This window comes from Flavobacterium sp. CF136 (assembly GCF_000282055.1).
GTDB lineage: Bacteria > Bacteroidota > Bacteroidia > Flavobacteriales > Flavobacteriaceae > Flavobacterium.
The window spans coordinates 102,663-127,955 of record NZ_AKJZ01000016.1 but is presented as its reverse complement, the minus strand read 5'-3'; the positions used below and the strand labels follow the sequence as shown (position 1 = coordinate 127,955).

Annotated in this window: 23 protein-coding genes; 14 read left to right on the top strand and 9 right to left on the bottom strand. The window is 35.5% G+C overall.

Annotated elements, in window-relative coordinates:
* The first annotated feature begins 163 nt into the window (after nt 1–163).
* The 3 genes from PMI10_RS07125 to PMI10_RS21610 all read left to right on the top strand — a co-directional run bounded on the left by PMI10_RS07125 (nt 164) and on the right by PMI10_RS21610 (nt 2,139).
* Entirely contained in the window at nt 164–616 is a 453-nt protein-coding gene (locus tag PMI10_RS07125) for an Hsp20/alpha crystallin family protein (RefSeq protein ID WP_007806127.1), read from the top strand.
* Between the two features lie 204 nt (nt 617–820).
* Nucleotides 821–1,069 (top strand): hypothetical protein, encoded by a 249-nt coding sequence (locus tag PMI10_RS07120; RefSeq protein WP_007806126.1) that lies wholly within the window; start codon nt 821–823, stop codon nt 1,067–1,069.
* 320 nt (nt 1,070–1,389) lie between these two features.
* Entirely contained in the window at nt 1,390–2,139 is a 750-nt protein-coding gene (locus tag PMI10_RS21610) for a hypothetical protein (protein ID WP_007806124.1), read from the top strand.
* 78 nt (nt 2,140–2,217) lie between these two features.
* Here PMI10_RS21610 and PMI10_RS21605 read toward each other — a convergent pair whose 3' ends face one another.
* From PMI10_RS21605 to PMI10_RS07075, 8 genes are all read right to left on the bottom strand, one after another.
* Entirely contained in the window at nt 2,218–2,757 is a 540-nt protein-coding gene (locus PMI10_RS21605; RefSeq protein ID WP_007806121.1) for a 4'-phosphopantetheinyl transferase family protein, read from the bottom strand.
* Entirely contained in the window at nt 2,754–3,008 is a 255-nt protein-coding gene (locus PMI10_RS07105; protein ID WP_007806119.1) for an acyl carrier protein, read from the bottom strand. Before PMI10_RS07105 ends, PMI10_RS21605 begins: the two co-directional genes overlap by 4 nt.
* Nucleotides 3,009–3,010: 2 nt before the next feature.
* The gene (locus tag PMI10_RS07100) at nt 3,011–4,285 is read right to left on the bottom strand and encodes a beta-ketoacyl-[acyl-carrier-protein] synthase family protein (protein ID WP_007806117.1); all 1,275 of its coding nucleotides are present in this window, start codon (nt 4,283–4,285) and stop codon (nt 3,011–3,013) included.
* Nucleotides 4,282–4,719 carry a 3-hydroxyacyl-ACP dehydratase FabZ family protein gene (locus PMI10_RS07095; protein ID WP_007806115.1) on the bottom strand — a complete coding sequence of 146 codons (438 nt, stop codon included), beginning with the start codon at nt 4,717–4,719 and terminating at the stop codon, nt 4,282–4,284. Before PMI10_RS07095 ends, PMI10_RS07100 begins: the two co-directional genes overlap by 4 nt.
* Nucleotides 4,720–4,741: 22 nt before the next feature.
* On the bottom strand, nt 4,742–5,794 hold the full coding sequence (locus PMI10_RS07090) for a type III polyketide synthase (RefSeq protein WP_035631530.1): 1,053 nt from the start codon (nt 5,792–5,794) through the stop codon (nt 4,742–4,744).
* Nucleotides 5,791–6,504, bottom strand: a complete 714-nt coding sequence (locus tag PMI10_RS07085) for a methyltransferase domain-containing protein (protein WP_035631520.1) — start codon at nt 6,502–6,504, stop codon at nt 5,791–5,793. The genes PMI10_RS07090 and PMI10_RS07085 overlap by 4 nt, the downstream gene beginning before the upstream one ends.
* Nucleotides 6,495–7,631 carry an NAD(P)/FAD-dependent oxidoreductase gene (locus PMI10_RS07080; protein WP_007806110.1) on the bottom strand — a complete coding sequence of 379 codons (1,137 nt, stop codon included), beginning with the start codon at nt 7,629–7,631 and terminating at the stop codon, nt 6,495–6,497. Before PMI10_RS07080 ends, PMI10_RS07085 begins: the two co-directional genes overlap by 10 nt.
* 125 nt (nt 7,632–7,756) lie before the next feature.
* A complete protein-coding gene (locus PMI10_RS07075; protein WP_007806108.1) occupies nt 7,757–8,518 on the bottom strand; it encodes a phosphatase PAP2 family protein in 762 nt (253 codons plus the stop codon).
* Between the two features lie 820 nt (nt 8,519–9,338).
* Between PMI10_RS07075 and PMI10_RS07070 the strand changes: the two genes are divergently transcribed.
* The 5 genes from PMI10_RS07070 to PMI10_RS07055 all read left to right on the top strand — a co-directional run bounded on the left by PMI10_RS07070 (nt 9,339) and on the right by PMI10_RS07055 (nt 16,464).
* Nucleotides 9,339–12,518 (top strand): SusC/RagA family TonB-linked outer membrane protein, encoded by a 3,180-nt coding sequence (locus PMI10_RS07070; RefSeq protein WP_007806106.1) that lies wholly within the window; start codon nt 9,339–9,341, stop codon nt 12,516–12,518.
* A gap of 12 nt (nt 12,519–12,530) precedes the next feature.
* Nucleotides 12,531–13,955 carry a SusD/RagB family nutrient-binding outer membrane lipoprotein gene (locus PMI10_RS07065; protein ID WP_007806104.1) on the top strand — a complete coding sequence of 475 codons (1,425 nt, stop codon included), beginning with the start codon at nt 12,531–12,533 and terminating at the stop codon, nt 13,953–13,955.
* 264 nt (nt 13,956–14,219) lie between these two features.
* The gene (locus PMI10_RS22035; protein WP_007806101.1) at nt 14,220–14,375 is read left to right on the top strand and encodes a hypothetical protein; all 156 of its coding nucleotides are present in this window, start codon (nt 14,220–14,222) and stop codon (nt 14,373–14,375) included.
* 73 nt (nt 14,376–14,448) lie between these two features.
* Complete coding sequence (locus PMI10_RS07060; RefSeq protein ID WP_007806099.1) at nt 14,449–14,958, top strand: PRC-barrel domain-containing protein; 510 nt, start codon at nt 14,449–14,451, stop codon at nt 14,956–14,958.
* A gap of 147 nt (nt 14,959–15,105) precedes the next feature.
* Entirely contained in the window at nt 15,106–16,464 is a 1,359-nt protein-coding gene (locus tag PMI10_RS07055) for an NAD-dependent succinate-semialdehyde dehydrogenase (protein WP_007806097.1), read from the top strand.
* A 93-nt stretch (nt 16,465–16,557) separates the two neighbouring features.
* Here the strand turns inward: PMI10_RS07055 and PMI10_RS07050 are convergent, their stop codons facing one another.
* Nucleotides 16,558–17,469 carry an SDR family NAD(P)-dependent oxidoreductase gene (locus tag PMI10_RS07050; RefSeq protein ID WP_007806095.1) on the bottom strand — a complete coding sequence of 304 codons (912 nt, stop codon included), beginning with the start codon at nt 17,467–17,469 and terminating at the stop codon, nt 16,558–16,560.
* A gap of 178 nt (nt 17,470–17,647) precedes the next feature.
* On the opposite strand from PMI10_RS07050, the gene PMI10_RS07045 reads away from it, so the two are divergent.
* The 6 genes from PMI10_RS07045 to PMI10_RS07020 all read left to right on the top strand — a co-directional run bounded on the left by PMI10_RS07045 (nt 17,648) and on the right by PMI10_RS07020 (nt 25,250).
* The gene (locus tag PMI10_RS07045; RefSeq protein WP_007806093.1) at nt 17,648–18,346 is read left to right on the top strand and encodes a DUF1826 domain-containing protein; all 699 of its coding nucleotides are present in this window, start codon (nt 17,648–17,650) and stop codon (nt 18,344–18,346) included.
* Nucleotides 18,347–18,855: 509 nt separating this feature from the next.
* A complete protein-coding gene (locus PMI10_RS07040; RefSeq protein WP_007806091.1) occupies nt 18,856–20,163 on the top strand; it encodes a hypothetical protein in 1,308 nt (435 codons plus the stop codon).
* Nucleotides 20,164–20,509: 346 nt separating this feature from the next.
* Nucleotides 20,510–21,364: a M12 family metallopeptidase gene (locus tag PMI10_RS07035; protein WP_007806088.1), complete on the top strand. Its 855-nt coding sequence runs from the start codon at nt 20,510–20,512 to the stop codon at nt 21,362–21,364.
* 194 nt (nt 21,365–21,558) lie between these two features.
* Nucleotides 21,559–21,957, top strand: a complete 399-nt coding sequence (locus PMI10_RS07030; protein ID WP_007806086.1) for a hypothetical protein — start codon at nt 21,559–21,561, stop codon at nt 21,955–21,957.
* Between the two features lie 2 nt (nt 21,958–21,959).
* Nucleotides 21,960–23,024, top strand: coding sequence for a hypothetical protein (locus tag PMI10_RS07025; protein ID WP_007806084.1), 1,065 nt, complete (start codon nt 21,960–21,962; stop codon nt 23,022–23,024).
* 240 nt (nt 23,025–23,264) lie between these two features.
* Entirely contained in the window at nt 23,265–25,250 is a 1,986-nt protein-coding gene (locus PMI10_RS07020) for a tetratricopeptide repeat protein (protein ID WP_007806082.1), read from the top strand.
* Nucleotides 25,251–25,293 lie beyond the last annotated feature (43 nt).

Below are 25,293 nucleotides of genomic sequence, written 5' to 3'. Positions count from 1 at the left end.
TTAATTATTTTTTGTAAGCTATTGATTCTTATGACAATTTTTCATGTCTTTTTTGAAAAATTGTCACTTAAACAGGCTGGCATATTTTTTGTTTTTTGCCTTTTGCACGTACATATGTGCAAGTTCAAAAATTTATTGTCTAACAATTTTAAAAGTAACTGTTATGAATCTAATTAAAAGAAATGGAAACCTGATGCCAGGTCTTCAAAGTTTATTTTTTGATGACATCTTTGGCCGCGATCTTTTCAATTGGGAAAACAACAATTTTTCAAAAACTAGTACAACGCTGCCATCTGTAAACATCAAAGAAACAGAAGAAAATTATGAAGTTGAAGTCGCTGCTCCAGGTCTGGACAAGAATGATTTCAAAATAACACTTGATGGAAATTTATTGATTATTTCTTCGGTAAAGGAGCATGAACAAAACACGCAGGAGGAAAATTTCACCCGCAGGGAGTTCAGCTATCAATCCTTCCAAAGAAGTTTTGAATTGCCAAAAAATGTGGTGGATGAAGAGAATATCAGTGCACGTTATCAAAACGGACTGTTGCTTTTATCGATTCCGAAAAAAGAAGAAGCAAAACAGAAACCTCCAAAAATGATCGATATTTTGTAAATTCTGATTAGTTAACTATTTTAAAAGCTGTCTTATCAAAGGCAGCTTTTTTATTTTCTAAAATATCATTAATACTGTCACAATTTTTTCTTCAGGAATATGTTGATAAATAATGTATTATGTTTTGTTTTTTATGTATATTCTTACTTGTAAATATTTATATTTGGTAATAAAGTTACAGATTATTAATTTAAAATATTTACAATGGAAAAAGCTATAAAACTTAAAGTTCGCAAGGAGTTAGATGGTCAACAACAGTTGAATATAATTAAATTAAAAGGTAGTTTAATTTCGAAAGGATATACAGAAATTATACATATTTTGGATCAGGATGATGAATTTCATATCAACTCGTTTGAAATTCCGCTTGAAAGCACTAATGAAGTTCAGGAATTTATTACAGCATTCATTAATAAAGAAAATCTAACAGATACAATTACTCTTTTTAGATAAAACTACCTTTTAATAAATAAAGACATTATCTGATTTTGAAATTAAACTGTAAAAAAACAGTCAAATCAACTATTGCTTTTTAATCTAAAGTGCTGTTGCAGTTTCAGGCTGCTTCAGTATACTCATGCAATTACAATTTAAGAATCCAATCAAATTAACATTCATTTAAAATCAGACTAGTTAAAAAATAGAGAATATTTTGATAGCGTTTGAAAAAAATAATTTTAATAGCTGAATAGTCATTGTAAGATTTCAAATACTTTCGGTTAGGTTTTATTATTTGATTTAGTAAAAAACATTAATTTTAAATTCATTTAGTTATGAAAATCAAAATTTTACTCTTTACATTTTTGTTTTTTAATTTTCTTAATGCCCAGGTAGGAATAGGTACAACAACACCTAACGGAATATTAGATATAACTTCAAGTACACAGGGTCTCTTGGCACCCAGGGTTGCATTGACATCATCTGCCAGCGCGTCTCCTGTAACAAATCCTGCAAGCGGTTCTCTGGTTAATGGAACAATTGTTTATAATACAGCCACAAATGGAAGTGGTGCCACTACAGTTACACCCGGTTTTTATTATTGGGACAGTGCAAATTGGTTACGTGTAAAAAGCGATATTTATAACACACCGGTTTATGGCTTGTTTACAAATTTATCTGGTCAGACAATAACCAATTCAGCAGGGGGAAAAATTGCATTTGGAACTACTACAGCTTCCGGAGGAGTATCGCTGGCCTACAATTCTTCTAACCAGACTTTTACGTTACCGGCAGGAAAAACCTATCGAATAGATTTTGCTGTAGGATGGATACATTTTAATAATGGTGCATTTCTTAGATTAGCTTTATATAATGATACTACCAATACAAAAATATCAGCTGTAGCACATTGTGAGGCAGTAAACAGTGGTGCTTTTGCCGGAACACTTGGCTTTTCTCATTTAGTAACAGTAGGCGTAACTCCATTGGTAATAAGTGTTAGAACCACTACAGGAAATACTACAAACGCGACTTTAGGAGACACAGAAGTAGGGCCTACAATTACTATTCAATCAATTGATTAGAATTTATTTATGAATGCATAGTACGAAATAAAAGTTATAAAAATCACCATTTATTGATTTGTGCAGTCAAATTTAATGTTATCTAAAAACTGAATCTTGTTGATTTTGCCTGCTATTCTTTTTAATAATAGTGACTACTTTTTCAAATCGGCCATGATGACTAATTGAAACATCCTGAAATGTATTCTGTAAACTATTTAAAAATGGAATAGCATTTTCGTCTTTAAAAATGTTTCTGTTTTCAATTTCAATTACATTATTTAAATCGTGTAGAAAGCTAACCGCTATTGTATGTATGCTATCAGTTAAAATGGTTGTTTTGGTATGGTAAACATTTTCGCAGCAAGTTACCTGACCTGTAATGTAATCATTGTTGTTTGATAATATGATGCAAATCAGTTTTTTAGGAATGTATTGCCGTAATTTTGTCTGTCTGTTATAAATTTTATAGGCAGCTTCTTTCATACTCCAAAGCAGCCAAACCATAATTTCAGGATCAGAATCATGTTTTATAAGCAATTGTTCTTCGGCAGTAAACAGCTTTTCTATAAAACCTTTGCGCTGCCAATTACTTTCATGACGTGATTGTATTAGGTCTATCACGTCATTACCAATCATTTTGCAGCGAGTTTAGTTTCTATAATTTCAACGGCAGTTTTAACATCGAGCATTCGCTCCATATCCGTATTATCAATTACAACATCAAAAGTTTCTTCAATATCGAGTACAATATCTACAAGGTTAGCCGAATTAATACTAAGATCGTTAATGAAATCAGTATTCTCTGTAAGATTGTCATAAGCATCAGTATTGGTTGCATAAGGCTTTATGATGACTTTTAGTTTCGCAATTAGTTCTTCTCTGTTCATAATTAATTTTTATATTTTTTAAATAGTACACAGGCATTTACATCTCCAAAACCAAAGCTGGCTTTAGCAATTATATTTAAATCAGTGTTAATCGTTTTAAAAGGCACTTTTGAAGAATCAATAAGAGCCGTAATTTCCGGATGAAGATCTTCGCAATTTGTATTCCCAAACAAAAAACCTTCATGAAGCTGCAAAACTGCAGCTACGCTTTCTATACTTCCGGCCGCACCAAGACAATGCCCTGTCATACTTTTTAAGGAATTTATATACGGAAAGTTATTTCCTTTTCGGTTTAATGCTTCTATCCAGTTTTCGATTTCCAGGCTATCTTTTGTAGTAGCAGTAAGATGACCGTTAATAGCATCAACATCTGCTGGCAAAATACCGGAACTATTAAGCGCATCAATAATACATCGTTGTACCGCAGCACTATTTGGTGCAGTCATGCTTCCGTTTCCGCGCTGCCCGCCGGAGTTTACATTTCCACCCAAAATTTCGGCATAAATTGTTGCACCGCGTTCCAAAGCACTATCAAGATCTTCAATAACCAAAGCTCCGGCGCCACTACCGGGTACAAATCCTGCTGCTGTGGCACTCATAGGGCGGGAGCCAAGTTCAGGATTTTCGTTGTATTTGGAACTGCATACACGCAAGGCGTCAAATCCACCCCAAATATATGGACCGCTATCACCTGTACTTCCGGCTAATATACGTTTTGCCTGTCCGGATATTATTCGGTCATAAGCCATTATAATAGCTTCGGTACCTGTTGAACATGCCGATGAATTTGTAGTTACCTGATTCCCAAGTCCCAGTTTTCCGCCAAGATAAGCACTTATGCCACTGTTCATGGTTTGTGCCACGACGGTACTTCCAAGTTTACGTGTTTGAAATTCATCTATTTTATAAATGCTTTCACGAAATTTATCGATGCCTGATGTACCTGATCCAAAAATAGTACCGCTGTCCCAATTCGGTTCATTGTTGGTTTCTATTGGTAATCCGGCATTTTTCCAGGCTTCCATACCTGCAATAACACCATATAAAATACCAGTACTGTTAAACCCGCGTAGTTCAAGGTCCGTAAAACATTGCAATTTAAGTTCCTCCGTAATCTCCGGTTTACCCGCTATCTGGCAGGAAAACTGCAGCTCTTGTAATTGAGCATCATGCTTTATACCTGATAATCCGTTTTTTATGGCATGTGTAAACGCAGGAATTCCAACTCCGTTTGGAGCTGCTACGCCAAGACCTGTTATTACAACCCGCTTACTCATAATTTTGCAGTTATCATTCCGGCTAAAATACCTTTACAAACTTCCTGTCCGGCTTCATTTTTCATGACCACATCACACTTTAGTTTGCCAAACCTGAAAAATGTTTTTTTGGAAATTACAGTGACTTTTTCATTCGGATATACCGGTTTTAAAAACTGCATATCTGCAGATGTAAAAGCAATAACGGTATCTTTCTTAAAGGCATCACCCAATAAATAAATTCCCAGGCAAACCATACCTATCTGAGCCATGGTTTCGGTTAAAATTACACCCGGAGTTACAGGATTATCTTTAAAATGGCCTTTGTAAAAGTCAAGATCTTCCTTAAAAGTATAGGTTCCGGTAACACTGTTTTCATCAGCATGAAGCAACTCATCCACAAATAAAAAGGGCTTGCTGTAAGGTAATTTTGCTATAATATCATTTGGGTTCATAGTTTGTTTTTTTATGTAATAATTACCATTGTAATAAAACTCGTTGGGCCGAAAATCCGGGGCCAAAACTAAGCATCAATCCTTTCTCTCCAGCTTTTGGATTGCTATTCATTATTCTTTCTAAAACATATAATACCGTAGCACTGGACATATTGCCATATTGTTTTAGTACTTCTTTTGTATCATCAATATTTTTACCCAGGCCAGCAAAAAGAGATTCAACAGTTGTAATTATTTTTTTGCCCCCGGGATGAAATATCATATGATCAATATCCTTAATTTCTAAATTATTTTTTTGTAAAAATGGATGAATGATAGCCCCAAAATTGGAGGCAATTGTGTCCGGAACTTCTACATCCAATACCATTTGCAAACCGCTGTTGGTAAGCTTAAAGCCCATCATATGTTCAGCATCGTAAAAATGATACATTTGTTCGTCAAGTATTTCAGGTCCATTATCTTCTTCACAGGATGATAAAAGACAGCAGGCGGCACCATCTCCAAAAATAGCAGCACTGACAATATTGGGCATTGAAAAATCATCAAGCTGAAATGTTGCCGTAGGTGATTCTACCGCGATGACTGCAGCACGTTTTCCGGGATTGGCTTTAAGAAAGTTTTTAGCATATATAATACCTGAGATCCCTGCTGCACAACCCATTTCTGTAACAGGTAAACGCACGATATCCTGTCTCAGTTTCATTTTATTGATAAGATAGGCATCTAAAGAAGGAATCATAATGCCCGTGCAGCTTACGGTAATAATATAATCGATGCTTTCCGGGGCCCAGTTTGCTTTTTTTAGGGCTTTTTCCAATACTTTTTCGCCTAAAACAATCATTTCACGGCTGTAAATATCATTTTTTTCTTCAAATGATGTTGCTGTAAAAACCTCAAGCGGTTTCATGATCGAATACCGTTTGTTTACAGCAGCACCTTCAAATATTTTTTTTACTTTTTTTATAAAACGTTCATCCTGACCATTCAGCCAGCCATCCAAAAGCGGAAGTATTTCTTCTGTTGTACGCGAATATTGTGGTAGTTGTTTGGCTACAGTTATTATCTTGACACTCATATTTTTATAATTATCCATTGGTAACGGAAAGCCCATTTCCAATTTATGGTATAGTTTTTTAAATTCAGTTTTTTGGAAAATTCCTCCAGTTCCTTTTTCTTAAATCCTCTTAAAATAGATATCAGGCCATCCTCGCGGGACATTTTGCTCAGGCTGAATAGCATACTAATTATTTTAAAAAGCTTGTAAGCCAATTTACTGCGCTGTAAATCATTGATAACAATACCCATGCTTGCATTGTTATTAAAGATAGTAATTATATTTAATAATTGTTCAGTAGTAAAATGGTGCAGGGTAAGGGTGCATAAAACAATATCATATTGGAGAGCAGAAAAATCTTCACTAAAAATATCTAAACACAAATACTCCATATTTGAATATTCATTTGATAATGTTTTGGCATAATTTATAGTAAAGACATTTGCATCTATCCCGATTAGTTTAAAATTAAGATTGTTTTTTAACCCGTAATTGGCCAGCATACGCAGCATATCACCATTGCCACATCCTATATCAGCAATTACTATAGGTTTGGAAGTATTGACTTTCTTTACTATTCTTTTAATTCCATTTAAAGTCACTTTATTGCCTCCAAGTAATTGGTTTATACGGGCAATTTCATCTAGTGTGGTGCGTAATTCCCTTCCATGAAGAGAAAAATCATCCATTATTTCCGTTTCCTGTGTCCTGTATTTCGTATTTATTGACATTTATTGACTCCTATGGGTTTTCCGTGTGTTTGTTTTATTATTTGAGACAATACCAAAGGTAACCTTGCTACGATTGCAACAAATCCGTTAGTAATTGTTTTGTTGGTTAAGATTTTCGCCAAAAGCCTTCCCATTAATAATCTCTTACCAAAATTCTTTTTCCATTGTTTTGCATAAGATTTTTCAAGTAAGTTACGTGATTCGATTTTACCCGAATGATAATCCAGTATCATTTCTGATGCAATTTTTGCGCTGTGTATTGCCATTGCCATACCGTTACCGCACATAGGATGAATGAGTCCGGCCGAATCGCCGATCATTAATATATGGTTTTCTACAGGCTGTTTTTTATCAAAAGAGATCTGGCTAATCGTAAGGGGTTTGTCAAATAAAAGGGTACTATTTTCAAAGACAGATTTAAGATGCTTATTTTTATACAGCACATTTTTTTGATATTCTTCTATGTTTTTATATTTTTTGAAAGTAGCATAATCTGCCAGATAACAGATGTTTATAATGTTATTTTCAACTTTTGAAACACCACAATACCCACCATTAAAATTATGAAGCGCTACAATATCATTCGGAATTTTACCGGAATAATGTGCTTTGACCGCCAGCCATGGTGATTTTTTTGTGATAAAATCCCGTGACAGAAACTGATCGATATTAGAACGTTTGCCGAAAGCTCCCAATACTAATTTTGCCGATAGAATTTGATTGGGAATGGTAACTGAAAATTCATCATTATCAAAAGAAATATCAGTGACGGTTTCTTTTAGAATGATACAGCCATTTGATAATGCTTTTTGATATAAAATATGATCCAGCATATATCTGCTGATACCAAATCCGCCCAAAGGAAGTTTTGTTCTGGCAATTTTGCCGTTTTGTGTCGTAAATTCAAAAGTAGAAATCTTCTCCGGGTTAAATTGTAAAACATCTATATCAAGCCAAAGGAGATAGGGCAGAATTTCATTGGAAATATATTCGCCACAAACTTTGTGACGCGGGTACTCGGATTTTTCGATTAAGATTACATTCAGTCCTTTTTTTGACAGATGTATTGCTCCTGTCAAACCTGCAAGGCCACCGCCAATAATTATTACATCCGAATTTGTTTTCATGTACCCAATTTAGCGAAAAAATCTTATACGAACCAGGGATTTTGAAGTATAAAAATACTGATTTAAGAGATTTAAAGCTGTTTATTTTTTATCAGAGAAAATCATTTGTCCTACTATAATACTGATTAAAATGTTTTTGAATAACAAATCAGAAACTGCCTGCCATTATAAGAAGGTGCAATAAAAGATGTTGATTTGGTCTGTTTCTCACCAAATAATTTTCTGGTTATATATGGATTCATCCAATAAGCTGTTTTTGTAGCGAGTATACCAATTCCTGCGCCCAGAGCTACATCTGTGAGCCAATGCCTGTTATTGTACATACGGAAAATTCCGGTTCCCGCAGCAATAGCATAACCGGCAACACCGTACCAGATCGATTTATCTTTATATTCCTGATACATGAATTCTGCACCGGCAAAAGCGATAGCAGTATGACCTGAAGGAAAAGAATCGTTCGAAGTTCCGTCAGGTCTTTCAACATTGGTAATTGATTTTAATCCAAAAACGGTCACAACAGTAATAATTGTTGAAGTTGCAAGAATTACAGAACGATCCCTCATATTATTTTTTCCTTTTACACCAAAAGCATTAAGGGCATATACTGAAACAGCAGGAACATATCTGGAGAAATCATCGATTGAAACCTTATTATCAATGTTTTCGGTAATTTCATCACGTATTTGAGAATTGAAACTTTTTATCTGTCCACTCTCGATTCCCCAAAATCCATAGCCAATAAGAACAGTAGGAATAATAAGCTGCTTGTAGCTGAACTTAGTATTTTTTACAGAATCCATTACAGTGCTGTCTTTTACAATTGAGTTTTGTGCTACAGCAGAAAAAAAAGTCAGTTGTAAAAAAGCTAATAAAATAATTTTCTTCATTAATAATGATTTATAAATTAATATGCTCTTACGACAAGGGAAGTCGTTATTACTAAGATAGTATTATTTTATTTCGCTACAATATTTGTTCAATTATTTTCAAATTAATTTTAACCAGCGGGTTAATTTTAGATTTTTTTCTTTCAAAAACTTCTCTGTAACATATTTTCAAACTTTTGATTATGCAAAAAAAGTGTAGCAGATTTATAGGTAGCCAGCATGAAATGTTTAAAAACGGTTTATTGCGTCCCGGAGGATATTCCTAATTTATTCCTATCAAATTAGAAAAATTCTTACACAATAAAAAAAAGCCTATGGGCATTAACTATTTTGTTTTTAGCAATTTAAAATTTCAGATTAATTTAATTAACATTTTTTTCGCAAAAAAAACAATTAAAATTTGAAGGTCAATATTTTTAATATACTTTTGTTCTATCGAATTAGTAGAATTTAAAAATGATTTAAAAATAAAAAGATTAAAGACTATTAAATACACATTTCATTTTTAAACAAGCAAGAACCATTTGGTGATTTATGTCCTATGAGTTGTCACTTTTAAAAATTCTTCAATCTCTAATTCATGCAAATTTTTAATAAGATGGATCCTTAATTGTAAGGTTGAAATCTTGTCAAAGGCCAGTTCAAATAATAGTAATCCAAAATAAATAAAAATGAAAAAACGAATGTATTGTAAATAAAAAACCATTTCTGTTGCAGCAGAAATGGTGAAGCTTAAAGAAATTGTAGATCTCTATAAGGAAAGCGAGAGTGGAGTAAATCCATTTTCGGCTCACCTTATTTATTAAACTAAAACAAAGTAATGAAAAAAAAATTAAATAGATATGCATGGTTTTGCATTTTGTTGATTTCCATAGGGATTAAAGCTCAGGAGACCAAACCGTTAATCCAGTCCAAACTCGAAGGAACAGTAATCGATGCCGTTACAAAGGAGCCTGTCATTGGTGCTTCAGTAAACATTAAAGGTACTACACACGGAGTTTTAACAGATTTTGATGGAAAGTTTTTTTTCCAGACAGGACAAAAATTTCCTTATACGCTAGTAGTAAGTTTTCTGGGGTATAAAAAAACAGAAACTGTAGTTACTGCAAATTCAGTCATCATTAATCTTTCTGAAGAGCAGAATGTATTATCAGAAGTAGTAGTTACCGCTCTGGGTATTTCAAAAGAAAAAAAATCTTTAGGATATACTACCCAGTCACTTAAGAGCAAGGATTTGGAGAATACAAAAGAAACGAATCTTTTGAATAATCTTACCGGTAAACTGGCAGGAGTACGTATCACAAATTCACAGGGTGATATGGGATCTTCACGTATTGTTATTCGTGGTGAAACATCTATAGCCGGAAATAACCAACCTCTATTTGTAGTGGATGGAGTCCCGGTAGATAACTCGCAGTTGAACTTTGGCGGAGCCATGCGCGATTTCAAAAATGCGATTGCCGATTTAAGTCCTCAGGATATTGAATCATTAACTGTGCTAAAAGGACCTAATGCAGCTGCTCTTTACGGATCGCGTGCTGCACATGGCGTTGTTCTTATAACTACAAAATCAGGAAAAAGCCAAAATGGGCTGGGCATAAGCGTCAGTTCGGGTATAACGATCTCTCAGGTTACAACACTACCTAAATTTCAAAATTCGTTTGGGCAAGGATCAAACGGAAAGTTCAGCTATGTAGATGGTAAGGGAGGTGGTGTTAATGATGGAGTTGATGAAAGTTGGGGACCTAAATTGGATGGACGCCTTATTCCTCAATTTTATTCAAATGGTGTGGCAGTGCCCTTTGTTGCTCATCCTGATAATGTGAAGGACTTCTTTAATACCGGTGTTACTTACGATAATAGTATTTCTGTGGCTCAATCGAATGACAAATCAGATTTCCGCTTAGGGGTAAATAATCAAAAACAATTAGGAACAGTGCCTAACAGTGAAGTAAACAAAACAAACTTTACTATTAACTCAAATTATCAATTATCCAAAAATATAAAAGTAGGTGTAACGGCTAACTATATTGTTACCGATGCTCCGGCTTTACCGGGAGGTCCATCGGGTAACCGTGCTGCCGGCGTGATGCTCCAGTTTCTTTGGTTCGGACGTCAGGTAGATATCAATCAGCTTAATAATGACTGGAACAGAAACTGGAATAACAGCTATTACAGCAATCCGTATTGGAATGCCAATTATAATACTACCAGCCAACAGCGCAACCGTTTAATAGGGGATATCCATTTGGATGCAAAAATTATCGATGGGCTTAATTTTAAATTCCGTACCGGAGTTGACTATTATAACGACCGCAGAAAATACACGATTAAGTATGGTACAAATGGAACTCCTTTTGGATCGTATGCTGAAGATGGGTATACTGTAAATGAAAGAAATACTGAGGGTATCTTGCAATATACCAAAAAACTGAACGATGATTTTAGTCTGGATGCCCTTACCGGATTTAATGTGCGCAACCACAGCGATGCAAACAATTATCAAAAAGCACCACGTCTGGCTGTGCCTGATTTATATACATTGACCAATTCGCGAGATCCGTTAACTTCATCAAACTCATTCTCAAAATTGAGAGTATACAGTGCATATGCTTCGGCACAATTGGGTTATAAAAATTATGCATTTTTAAACCTTACTGCCCGTAATGACTGGTCATCGACATTGCCAAGCAGTAACCGCTCTTATTTTTATCCTTCTGTTAATGGTAGTTTAGTAGTTTCCGACGCTTTGAATCTTAAAAGCAATACACTCGACTTCTTAAAGTTACGTGGTGGCTGGTCTGAAGTAGGTAACGATGCAGATCCGTATCAATTATCCACGGTTTACAATTTTCAGACCGCATTCGACGGAAATCCGATTCAAACCTCTTCTCAGAAAAAACTCAATGAGAACCTGAAACCGGAAACAACCCGTTCTACCGAATTTGGTATAGAATCCTCTTTCTGGAAAAACAGACTGCATTTTGATGTCGCTTATTATAATACCAATAGTTTTGACCAGATTCTGGAGATAAAAACAACTGCTGCAAGCGGTTATAATTCGCAATTAATCAATGCAGGTAAAATAAACAACCATGGTATTGAAATTCAATTGGATGGAAGCCCTGTTCAGACTGAAAATTTCAAATGGAATGTAGGCGTAAATTATTCAAAGAATATAAGCAAAGTAGAAGTGCTTGACTATGATAAAAAGATTCAAAACTACACAATTGGCTCTTCGGGAGGTGTTGATGTATTAGCATCGGTAGGACAAGCTTACGGTGCACTTTATGGCACAGCTTATCAGCGCGACGCAAGTGGAAATATAGTAGTAGGTGCGAATGGTTTGCCGAAAGCAGATCCACAAAAGAAAGTATTGGGACATTATACCCCAGATTGGATAGGTGGTATTACAAATACATTAACCTACAAAAATCTTGAATTATCATTCCTCATTGATGCCAGTGTAGGAGGGGAGCTTTTTTCGGGTACTAACAGAACAGGTAATTATACCGGTGTACTGGCTCAAACGCTGCAAGGCCGTGATGCAGCCAATGGAGGATTAAATTACTACTTGGCAGGTACTACGAAAACTTTGCTGCCAGCAGGTGGAACTGCTCCGGGTGGCGCAACGGTATATGATGACGGAATGATCTTTAACGGAGTATATACTGATGGGACAACAAATGCTTCAGTGCTTAGTGCACAGGAATATTACAAAGCGTCATACAATATCAGCGAAGCCTATATTTACAGTTCAACTTTTGTAAAACTAAGAGAAGTAAAACTTACTTACAATTTCAATAAGAAACTAATTAAAAAGCTGGGATTTGAAGGAGCAAGTATTACTGCCGCAAGTCGTAACCTGTTCTTTATTTACAAAGATGTGCCAAATATCGATCCTGAAACGGCTTTCAATACCGGAAATGCACAAGGGTTGGAGAGTTTATCCCTGCCAACTACCAGAAATTTCAGTCTTAATGTTAATCTCAAATTTTAAAAATACAAAATCATGCTAAAAAAAATAGCCTATATAACTCTATTTGCATTGTTACTGAGTTCTTGCAGTGATACTCTGGATGACATTAATAAAAATCCAAATGCAACTGAAACACCATTGGCACCTTACCTGTTAACAGGAACATTAAAGCAGGGTGCTGACTTATATTGGGGCTCGGAAAATAATTTTAATTCGTCTTTGTTATTTGTTCAGCATTGGGCTAAAATACAATATACGGAACCGGACAGATACGATGTGTCCAACACTTCTTTCACTTCTTTGTGGAATACCGGATATGCAACCCTGATCACGGATTTGAACATGATTCTGAATTTCCCGGATCAGCAGGCAAATTCAAATTATAAAGGGATTGCACTGACTCTGCGTTCATGGACGTTTTTATTGTTGACAGATGCTTATGGAAGTATTCCTTATAAAGAAGCAGGTCTAAAAGTGACGCCGGCATATAATACTCAAAAGGAAGTATATACAGGATTACTCGAAGATTTGAAGCAAGCCCAGTCCTTACTAAGTACAACAAACGGTACTGTAACCGGTGATTTGGCTTATAAAGGAGACATTTCAAAATGGAAAAAACTGGTGAATTCACTTCGTTTGCGTATTGCATTGAGAATCTCGGACAAGGAACCTGCTTTAGCAAAGCAAGCCGCGATTGATGCAACAACTGATGCTGCAGGGGTAATTAGCAGCAATAGCGAAACCTTTCAGTTTATTTATACCAGTTCACCACAACAAAATCCGGCCTCAGCCTGGTTCGAAACCCGTGATGATTATCGTATTTCGAAGACATTGGTTGATAAGTTATATGAGTTATCCGATCCGCGTTTACCCGTTTATGCACAGCTGCCATCAGACGCAAGTGTAGGTAAATACGTTGGAGGTGCGAATGGATTGTCAAACAGTGATGCCAACAGTCAGGGTTTTGCCAAAACATCAAAACCGGGTACTTACTTCCTGACCTCGTCATCACCGGCTGTGATTGCTTCTTATTCCGAAACGTTGTTCAATCTTTCCGAAGCGGCAGCCCGTGGCTATATTGCCGGAGATGCAGAACAGCTTTATAAAAATGCAATTACCGCATCATTTAATCAATTTGGTATTACCGATGCAACAATTATTTCTAATTATCTTAATCAGGCAATCGTGAAGTACGATGCAGCAAATTATGCCAAATCGATAGGTACACAAAAATGGATCGCATTCTTTGGACAAGGTCTTGACGCCTATGCTGAGTGGAGAAGACTGGACTATCCGGTTTTAACAGCCGGTCCGGCTACGGTTTTGGATGGAAAAATACCTTCACGTTTCTTCTATCCGGGCACAGAGCAGTCGTTGAACGGAACTAGTTATCAGGCTGCAGTAGCTGTTCAGGGAAAAGACCTGCTTACTACAAAGTTGTGGTTTGATGCAAATTAAGCTGAATTACTAAAAGGGAATAATTTAATATGAAAAGCTAAATCGAAAGATTTAGCTTTTTTTGTACTGGACTCGTTAATATTATATGACAGATTTTCAGTAATTTTTCATTGAATTGAAATCGTATAATTATAAAATAATTTTCCAAATCAATCTACTGGGAATTGTGTAACATCCTGCTGAAATTAAATACTTCTTAGTCTCATCTCATTTGTATCTTTAATAGTATTTTAAAACTATTTTATAATCAAAAAAAAATGAGTTATGGCAGAAATTAAAATTGAGAAAAAGAAACCGATATGGCCATGGATTGTAGCACTGCTGATAATCGGAGCACTTATATACTACATCTATTGTACAGATCATGAAGCTAACAGTGAAAGCACCATACAAACCGAAAATACTACAAGTGCACAATAGACACAATAACTGGAAAACAGTGGGACCATATTGTTCTTTCGCATACAGTAGATAATATTATTTATAAAAAATTATGGAAAATAAAGACAAAAACTTATACAGACTGGACGAACTGTCTGATTATAAAATTGCTTCAAATTATTCTGATGTAAGAGGATGGAAGATAGTAGATGCTGACAACCATACAATAGGCAAAATTGATAACCTCTGGGTTAATAAAGATATGCAGCGCATAGTCTACCTGGATGTGAAATTAGATAAAGGATTAATAGACGACGACAACCGTAATGAGGTACGTGATGTGATAGCGAACGACAATGGAAAGGAGTTTATCTATAAAGAAGGAGATAGCCATATCATCATACCAATTGGATCAGTAAACATAAATAAAGATACGAAAATTGTTATGGCTAACAATATAGGATATGATACCTTTAGAAACACAAGCAGATACAATAGACTGGATAATTTTGACAGGGACTATGAAAGAAGAGTAATGAAGTCCTATTATCCTGAAAATGATCCTGGTTCTGACAGCAATGATGACGCTTTTTACAACCGCAGGGAATTTGACAACCACTAGTATTGCTGATTAACAGATCTTAGATCTCAGGGATAACCGATGTGTTATAAAAATAAGATTAAAAAGATCAAATGTTTAATATGTTTGATCTTTTTTTTAAAGTATCTTTTACAGAACTTTTAATTAGACAGGTTAAAATTTAATATTATGATAAAGTCTATAAATCCTTATAACCAAGAGATGGTTTATGAGATTTCTGAATTCGGGAGACAAGATATTGACAAAGCAATTGACAGGGCGGAGTTGCAGTATAAGTTATGGAAAGAAGTTCCCTTTTCTGAACGTTCAGTGCTTATGAGGGCGGCAGGCGAGGAATTGAGGAAAAACTCCAGTGAATATGCCCAAATTATTACTCAGGAGATGGGAAAGCCTATCATTCAGTCATTAGCAGAAGTGGAAAAGTGCGCTAATTTATGTGATTATTACGCTGAGTACGCTTTCGAAATGCTTGCCGATAAAGTAATTGAAACAGAAGCGCATAAGAGTTATGTAAGCTACGAACCAATAGGGATTGTTTTGGCGATTATGCCATGGAATTATCCGTTTTGGCAGGTCATGCGTTTTGCAGTGCCTGCACTGATGGCAGGAAATGTTGGAATATTAAAACATGCCAGTAATGTGATGAAAAGCGCCATGAGTATTGAAAAAATATTCGAAAGGGCAGGCTTTCCTCCAGGTTGTTTTACTAATCTGCCTATTGGCAGTAAAATGGTAGAAGAAATCATCAGGAACCCCAAAGTGAAAGCTGTTACACTGACTGGAAGTGAAGCAGCAGGAAGAGCTGTAGCAGCCATTGCAGGAAGTGAAATTAAAAAAACGGTACTAGAGTTAGGGGGCAGTAATGCCCTGGTTGTTTTTGCTGACTGTAATCTTCAGCAAACTGTGAAAACCTGTGTGCAAGCTCGTTTTCAAAATGCGGGACAGAGCTGTATAGCCGGAAAGCGCCTGCTTGTAGAATCATCTATTGCGGCAGAATTTACAAAAGCATTTCTGGAAGGTGTCAGCAAGCTGCGACCGGGAGACCCATTGAGTGAGGAAACAACAATAGGTACTATGGCACGTATTGATCTTGCTGAAGAACTCGAAAAGCAGCTTCAGGACGCATTGGATAAAGGTGCAGAAGTCTTGCATGGAGGTAAAAGGAATAAAGCTTATTTCGAACCTACTGTTATAGGCAGTGTTACAACAGATATGGCTATTTTTAAAGAAGAAGTTTTTGGTCCTGTGATTGGAATCACAACTTTTAAGGATGAAGAAGAAGCTGTTCAGCTTTCAAATAACAGCCCATTTGGACTAGGAGTTACAATTTTCACAGAGGACTTTAAAAAAGCATCCAGATTGGTGCCGAAATTTGATGAAGGGGCAGTCTTTGTAAATGAACTCGTAAAGAGCGATCAGAGACTGCCTTTTGGAGGGACTAAAAATTCAGGATATGGACGTGAACTGTCACAGGATGGCATTCAGGAATTTGTAAACAAGAAAACTGTTTACATTAATAAATATTAAAAATTGGAGTATTAACCTTTTTGTTTTATGGAAACATTAGCTAAAAAGTACAGATAGTCATCTTCGATTCGGAAGTTTCCCCAGAGACGGTATTTAATCGGCAGCTGTTCCATATAAGGATACAACCCACCTCCGGGGAAGTATCCGAATAAAAAATGAACTGATCTTCGCAAGAGTTCCGGGAATGATCATCATTTTTCCCCGCAGCGTACCGCGAACTGCAATTTCACCAACTCTTTCCGGCGGCACAGCCATCTTCATACCAAACCAACCCAGTTGTTTCTTTGTATATTGAACAATCTCTGGTTTGGTAAACACCGGACCAGGACTCAGACAACTCACACTAATATCTTTTTTTCTTAATTGATGACGTAAAGCGTAACTGAAAAAGATGACCGCTGATTTAGTTGCAGAATACATGTTTTTGGAAGGAATAGGGGCAAGTCCGGCCATACTTGCAACATTCAGTATATAAGACGGTTTGTTTTTCTCTAAAAGTGGCAACAAGGTAAGAGTCAAGGCCATGCACGACTCCACATTTAGACGCACCATATACCGCAATGAATCAAGAGGCAGGGATAAATAATCCTTTGGCCCTCCCAACCCGGCCACATTGCAAAGCATTTTTAAGCGGATATTTTTGCTTGTACACCATCTGGCGATTGAATCGGCAGTTGATTCGTGCTCTAAATCTAGTTTTAATAATTCAACATGAACTTTATAACCCTTTTCTAATCTTTCTTTTGTCTTATCCAGAGAATCCTGATGACGGGCAATCAGGATTAGGTTAAACTTCCTTTTTGCCAGAGCCTTGGCAATGCCATAACCAATTCCCTTGCTACCACCGGCAACCAGAGCATAATCTGAATGTTCAATACTTACGTTGGTCGGCTTCACATAAGACATAGAATCAATATTTGCCTGCAGGAGGCGCAACTCATCTTTCTGTGCACTGACAGGTAAAGCGGTTAAGAAAAGCAGGATGAATAAAATAATAACTTTCATTTATTTGTTTCTATATAAGCAATTTAAGTATTATTTTGGCAAGTTTTAATAAAAGGCTAAGAAATTTGTCCAGGTGGATTGATGGGGAAATTTATTTAGTTTTAAAATGATTTTGCAATAAAATATGATTGCATAATTTTGTAATGCATGAAGTAGCCAGCTTCGTAAATATTATACTATGAGGAATACATTTTCTGACAGCAACCAAATTGGAGTGGTATCTACTTTCTCTGAGCTTGTACATACGGATTTCAAGGGAGAAATGAATGCGCTGTGCTGGTACAGAAATTTGGATGGTGATTTTAATGATATTGTAGCCCGGTTATGCATAAAAGAAAATATAACAGAAGTTTATCCTGAAGATCTAATCGCACTCCAACTATCAGAAAAGGGGAATATAGCAAGGGAAATAATCTTAAATGATTTACAATTATTAGCTGATTTTGGAGCTTCGCCGTCTCTTAATTTACTGAAGTGTTATGAACGTGATGATGAATTTGATTTCATATCGACTGATGTGTATTCGTTTCATGTAGATCGTTCGCCCATTGCAACAGATACTTTTTTATGTACCTATCACGGAGCGGCTAGTGATATTATTTCTAATTCGCAGGCAGAGCAAAAAATTCTAATCCCAGAAATCCGAGCAAAGCTAAAAGAGCTGTATGACGGACCATCCGAAGATTTCGAAAACTTTTTGAAGGAAAATTATTTTGATTTGCATTATCATGCACATACAGATGTAGAACCTGTTAATTTAGGATTAGGACATCTTTGGAGGCTGGCTGTAGATCATCCAAAACAACAGGTGCTCCCTTGTATTCATAGAGCACCAATAGAAAATGAAGGGGAATATCGGTTGTTGTTGATTTGTTAAGGGGATTATTAGAGCAATGCAGTTGAGGAAAGCTTTTTTTAAATCCTTGAAAACCGAATTGGATGTATTAACAATATTCATCTTCTCCGTTACAGTAGGGGAGAATAGTATTAATTTTAACCATAAATATGATGTGCGCAACGATAGCGCGGAAATTCTTTCCGTGCCCGTTCCTATATTAATAAAAACTAATATAAAGTTATATAGTTAAAAACTGTATTTTCTTTTTTTTAAATCTGTTAAGATATACTTTGCGGGCACGGATTACAAATCCGCGCGATCGGGTTTAGTCTTAAGGCTGTCCTTTTTTTGTGAGACCATAGTAAATCCCCTTAATGCAAAGTGATTGAAATAATTTATCCTACAGCAGATGAACAGGTATTTTTACCTGCTTGAAGAATGCTAGCTTTTGATATTTTAGCCTTTTGACTATAAGTGATTTTTCAAACTGTCTCTTTGAGCGGTTTGACAGTGAAAAATTTTGAGAAGAATAATATAAAATAGAAAAAATGTACGATTTCAGTATTGAGCATAACGCCCAAAAAATTAATTCCCCGGAAACTAAATTGTTTTTTAAGGAAGTGTCAAGTTCTTATTTTAATGATAATTATCGCGCTGCAGTAGTAACATTATACAGTGTGGTGATTGTTGATATTCTAGGAAAATTGGAAACATTATACGACATGTATTCGGATCCTGCAGCTGAAGCGATACTAGATCAGATTCGTGGTTTGCAGGCTGCAAATTCAGTGGGTTCGGAATGGGAAAAAGTATTGATTGAAGAAGTTAAGACCCGTACCAATCTGCTCAATAACATTGATCATGCAAGAATTTTATCTTTAAGAGGCGACCGTCATTTGTGCGCCCATCCTGTATTGGACAGGGGCGATAAACTCTACACTCCAAACAGGGAAACCGTGGCTGCCCATATCAGAAATATGTTGGAGTCGGTGCTGCAAAAACCTGTAATATTATCCAAGAAAATTTTAAAGGTAATACTGGTTGATATTGCTGCAAATGCATCCATTTTGATTGGTGATGAGCTGGAGAAATACATTCAGTCGAAGTATCTTCAAAATTTGGACAGTATAACAGAAGTGGCTATTTTTAAAGAACTGTGGAAGTTTGTTTTTAGATTGGAGGATGAGGAGAGTTCTGTTAACAGAGAGCTTAATTACAGGCTGTTGACTTTGCTTTATAAAAAGAATTTTGTTGTGTGCGACCAAAAAATTAAAGAGGATAGTAAATATTACAGTACCGTGGCTAATTTACCTGAAGCTATGAGTCTGATTGTAGATTTTCTTGCAAGGCATGGGGAATTATATCAGGATTTTACAGCTGATTTTAAGCTAGTTTTAAAAAAGTTTGTTTTGGCCAGCCCGAATGCCGTAATGGTCTGCTGGTTTTTAGAAGGTGATTTTGTGAAACATCTTGCAAAATTGAAAGTGGAAATCCCAAAAGATTTTGGAATGTCTCAATGGCCCTTTGATGCCAATTCTCAGGCATATGAGAATTTAGTTAAAATGGCAGAGACAAAGGGATATCTTTCGGAGATTGCAGATTTTATTGCTTGGAGATATCCCGCAGTGAGAGGCTTTGATGAAGCTGACAGGGTTTTCAATGATATCCTAAAACCTAATATTGATATGTTGTCCGATGCGCAGTTAACCAAAATTTGTGCAGATACCAATAAAAACGGCCAGGCATATGGACGTAAAAAAGCAGCAGGAGATCATATCTTTTTAAAATCTGTTATTGAATCAAGGCCGATGGCTGCAGGTTTCTCATTTAGTGCCTACAGAAATGTTTTCAGATAAATCAAGTATGGTCGTTTTATTAAGGCGGGATGTTTATAAATGTATATACTTGAAATTGAGGAAAGATGAACCCTCAGCAGTTCGTGATACTAAAATTAGTAGGTACCCAAATCTGCGGTCTTTATTAATTCCGAAAACCTTTTTAATACAGTATCTATTAGTTGCTCATAGTGCACTTCCTCGGGCACGTGAAAACAGGTAAATATACTCCTTGCAGATAATAAAAATAGATCTATTTTTACTACAAAAAAACGGAGGTTCTATTTATAAGTTAAGATTTTCCACGTGTCTTTTGAACAGTTTTCGTTTTTTCGTTGAAAAAATAAATTTATTAATTAGCAATATCATGGAAGAATTAAAGGTATGTGTTGACTTAAACAATGATTCGAATCCGAACAGCTTAAAATTTGCTTTGTTTAATTCATATAAAGAAAGAGATAGTAATTTATTTACTGATAATTACCGCGCAATTATTCAATCCGACACTTTGACGGAGCAATTATTGTTGGATGCAAAAGAGCACAATGACTTTGATAGCCTGCTTTTTACAAAACAAAACACTTCAGATTTGATAATAGAACTTGCTGTCGAAAGAGGAAAGCTATGGGCAAATGGAAGGGAATTGAAAATCAAATTTTTAGGAGGGAACGATACACTCCGAAGCAGGGTAATTTTCTTTGCTAGACAATGGGAGGAATTTGCCAATATTAAATTTAATTTCATTGAATCGGGAGATGCTGAAATCAGGATTTCTTTTATGATGGGAATGGGATCATGGTCTGCTGTCGGAACAGATGCATTGAACAATACAGATCAATCAAAGCCTACTATGAATTTTGGCTGGCTTGATGATAATACTCCTGACTCTGAATTCAGCAGAGTGGTTATACATGAATTTGGGCATTGTTTAGGATGCATCCATGAACACCAAAGCCCTGAAGCTAATATAACATGGAATAAGGAAGTTGTTTATAATTATTACAAAAGTACTCAAACTCCTCCATGGGATAAAAATAAAGTTGATCATAATATTTTTAATAAGTTCACTTCAGCAACAGTATCAAATAGTGTTTTTGATCCAAATTCTATAATGTTGTATCCGATCCCGAAGCAATTTACTACTGATGGATTTTCAGTCGGCATGAATGAAGTTCTTTCCGAAAGCGATAAAAATTTTATTGCGAAGTGCTATCCAAGATAGTAACAATGAACTTTAAAATAATTTCAAATATTAATACCAAGAGGTACTTTTTAATTTTTGGGTATTCTGCTGATATTCATAAAATAGTAAAAATATAATAGTTGGTTTAAAAATCATTTGTATAGCATTTCTGAATTTTGATTTATAACATCAAGGCAATTACGATAATATTTTCTTTAAAAAACCGATAGATTATGGCAAAAACTCTACGAATTAATCTTACTCTAGATGAAATCGAATTACTCATTCGCACTATGGAGAATTCATCTTCACCAAATATCTTGAAAAAAAAAGATAGACTGGCAGTTAAATATCTTTCCCATGTGATTGCACAGGATGTTATTAATGTAGTGCCATTAAATGTAATTTCGAAAGGGATTTCGTTACTTACAGGAAAACCTCAAGATAAAATTACCTTATTATCCAAACTTAGTGATCTTGGTCTTACCCCTACAAAGAAAGGACAACTTCGTGCCTATCTAAATGGATACATTCAAAAGCAAGGGAGCAGTTTATTTATTTCTGAAACAGAAATGGGGATTGTTGTCACCGTGGAAGATCTAAATAGACTTGTAGAATCCAAAATTCCTTGACAATGATTAGAGACAAAATAATTTTTATAAATTTACTATTTTTCATTTTGTATGCCAATTCGTTTGGACAGGTAAATGTAGCACCTAAAGTCAAAGACACTACAGTAACGATTAAGTTATTACAAACAAAGGACACTACTTTCTCTATTAAGACAAAAAACGATAGTATTTTGGCTTTTCTACTTTCTAAAGAGACAAAAGTAGAATTCGCATTAAAAAATACCAAACTGGATACGAAATCTCCGGCATGGTATACGAAATTATCTTTGAGACAGTCATTTCAGAATAAAAATGACAAGGCTGAACCTGCATATGCAACACTTATATTTCCTAAAGATTCAGCATCTTCACAAAATTTTAGTTTTGCTTTGGGATATAATGTACTTAGCGGAAGGGGAGAGGCATCACTTAATCCATTTATTGAGTGGCAGAAGAATAATCTTAGTGATAAAGAACAAAATGCATTTATGGCAGGCCTAAATTTCCAGATTCCTTTATGGCCAGTTATTAAATATGGAAGCGACAAAGGGAAAAAATGGACACTCTATACTATTGCTGCCTTAAATTATAAACATGATTCTGAGAAAAAAACGGAGGGAACTCAGGCAAGCTTATATTTTACCCCTTCTTTTGTTGGTAATGATAAGAAAATTGCTCTATTACCTGATGTCCTAAGTAACAATTGCGTGCTAGATTATTATTATAATATTTACGGCGGATTAGAGTTTGAAAACCGTGCCCAGGTATCAGACCCTATATATAAAGGCAAGACAGGGCGTTGGTATTTCCGAATTACAGGGACGTTTTATCCATTGTCAGAGATTTTAGTCAAACGATTGGAATTCATTCCAGAATTTACTTATCGCAATGCTTTTTCAAATACAAGTGCTGTTGAAGAAAGGGTTAATAGATTGACAAAACTGTCGGTGAATTTAGTTATAGTAAGTAAAGAAAAATCAAAATTTGCTGATGTTAAACTCGGATACGAATATAAAAAAGGCTGTGATCCTACAGTAGGATTTGATAGACAACAAGTAAATACAGTTGTATTTAAAATTAAAATATAGCTGAAAGTTATTATAAAATATATGCCTGCTCTTGAAATTAGTTACTTTTGAAATGCTTTTATATAAAGATTAAATTCATTGATTCTTATGACTACAAAAATATTATTTTTAAAGCCAGTAATTATTATTGTGAAAAGGAAATTAAGATCTTTGTATCTATAGATGTTTTTAGAAGTGTTTTATAACTGTATGCTTTATTTATTTTAATTTAATTTTTGCAGCAAGGCTGCTTTTTTACTGATGGACAAACCCAGCAGACATTTTACCCATGTTTTAGAAAATAGATCAAACAAATTTTTAAATGCGCAGCTTCCTGAAGAATGGTTTTTAGATAAGCCTGATCACGATTACGGGATTGATTTTACAGCTAATATCGTAATTAATGGACAGGTAACCGGTCTTAATTTTTCGATTCAATTAAAATCAAAAAAGATTGAAAACAATGAAAGTTCAGCAGTAATATCTATCAAGTACCGTACATTACGTCTATATAATACCCGATTGGAGCCCGTGCTACTTATTGCATATGTCAAGGCAGAGGATGAAGCTTATTATCTCTGGTTTGATGAACTTAAAATAGACCTTACCAGCAAGCAAAAAACTTTAAGAATCAATATTCCTAAAACAAACAAACTTAGCCTGATAAAGTGGGATGAACTAACGGCCCATGTACAAAAAAGATTCAGCATCAAAACATTAGTTGATGGAATCAAGGATTTAGAATATGACGAGATGTCTAATGCACAGATTATGGCATGGAACAATTACTATTGTTCAAAGTTTGAAAACGCGGCCTTTTATTTTAAGAAGACGCTTTACGAAGAACAGAATCCTGACTCAGAAATCTCCCTTCTCGAAGGACTGGCGCACAGTTTGTATATGCTTTACCGCTATCAGGAGGCGCTTGAGACAATTGACAAGGCGATATTATTATCCGGCACTTCTGGACAATATCTTACTAAGGCCTGCATACTGGCAGAGGACGGAATAACCAATAAAAACAAAGCAAGATCTTTAGAGGCAAAAAAAATATTTTCCTCATATATTGAGCAGCAGGATACTGTCGCCAGTCACTTGTTTAACTATGCCAATTCATTGCGATATTTGAATGAATATGAACAGGCAGCCGCACATTATAAAAAAGGACTGGCTATAGATCCTAATCATGCAGAGGCATGGAAAAATTTAGGCTCGTGCTATTACGAGTTTCGTGATCACGAAAAGGAAATCAGCTGTTATGATAAAGCTTTAAAGTTAAAGCCGGATCTGCAGGAAGCGCTGTTCAGTAAAGGAGCCACACTTTCTTTTGTCTATAATAAAAATAAAGAAGGGCTCGAACTGATGATGCAGGCTTTGGATGTGGGAGAGAAAACAATGATACTTAATTTCCCTTTTGGTTATTTTTGGATTGCCCAAGCATATAAAAAAATGGGAAATACAGAGCAGGTTCTTTATTTTATAGATAAAGGCTTAAATATTGATCCAGAGAACAGTACCATGCTGGATTTTAAAACAGATTTCCTGGCATTGCACTGGGATGATAATGAAGTATTGAAATCAAAAGCACGAGATTTTTTTTCGTTCAGATTAGAACTCGACGGGAATTACAGATGTCTTTATTATTTAATAAAAATACAGGAGGCATTTGATAATAAAAACGTACTCGAATATTTGAAAAAAAATCTCGACATACTCCAAAAATCAACGGTAGAAACACTTTCGCAAAGCAATGTGCAGCTCAGTGAAGTTCTTGATTTTTTGATTCATTATGACAAGTACAGGCAGTTCAGAAATGATATTCCTCAGAACCGATACACCAGTCATCTGGTAAGCCCGCATTTCTATCCTGAAAAGGAATTTTTAGAGGTTCTCGATTTAGTGGCTGCCAGTAGTTTCAGTGCTGCAATCTCAGTTTATGAAAATGGAGGCGACCTGTATGCTGTTGCTTCTAAAATTTTGGATTGTCTGCTTTCACTGCCGGATTTAATAACGCTGCTGACTATCAAAGAAAATCTTAGCATGCAAGATAAAAAGGAAGCTGTGATTATTCTGTTTAGGGAATTTCCTCATGCAGTGATACGTGAATTTTCAGGCCAGCTGGGATACATAAGTGGAAAGCTTAATCTTGAGCCCCTAAATACGGATGATATTCTTTCGGGAAACTGGCTGGATCAGCTTCAGGAAAAAGTATATAATATGGCACTTGAAAAGTTTAAACTGAAGTAATCTAGATAATGCAGTGATACCTACAAATACTGCCTGTTGTAAT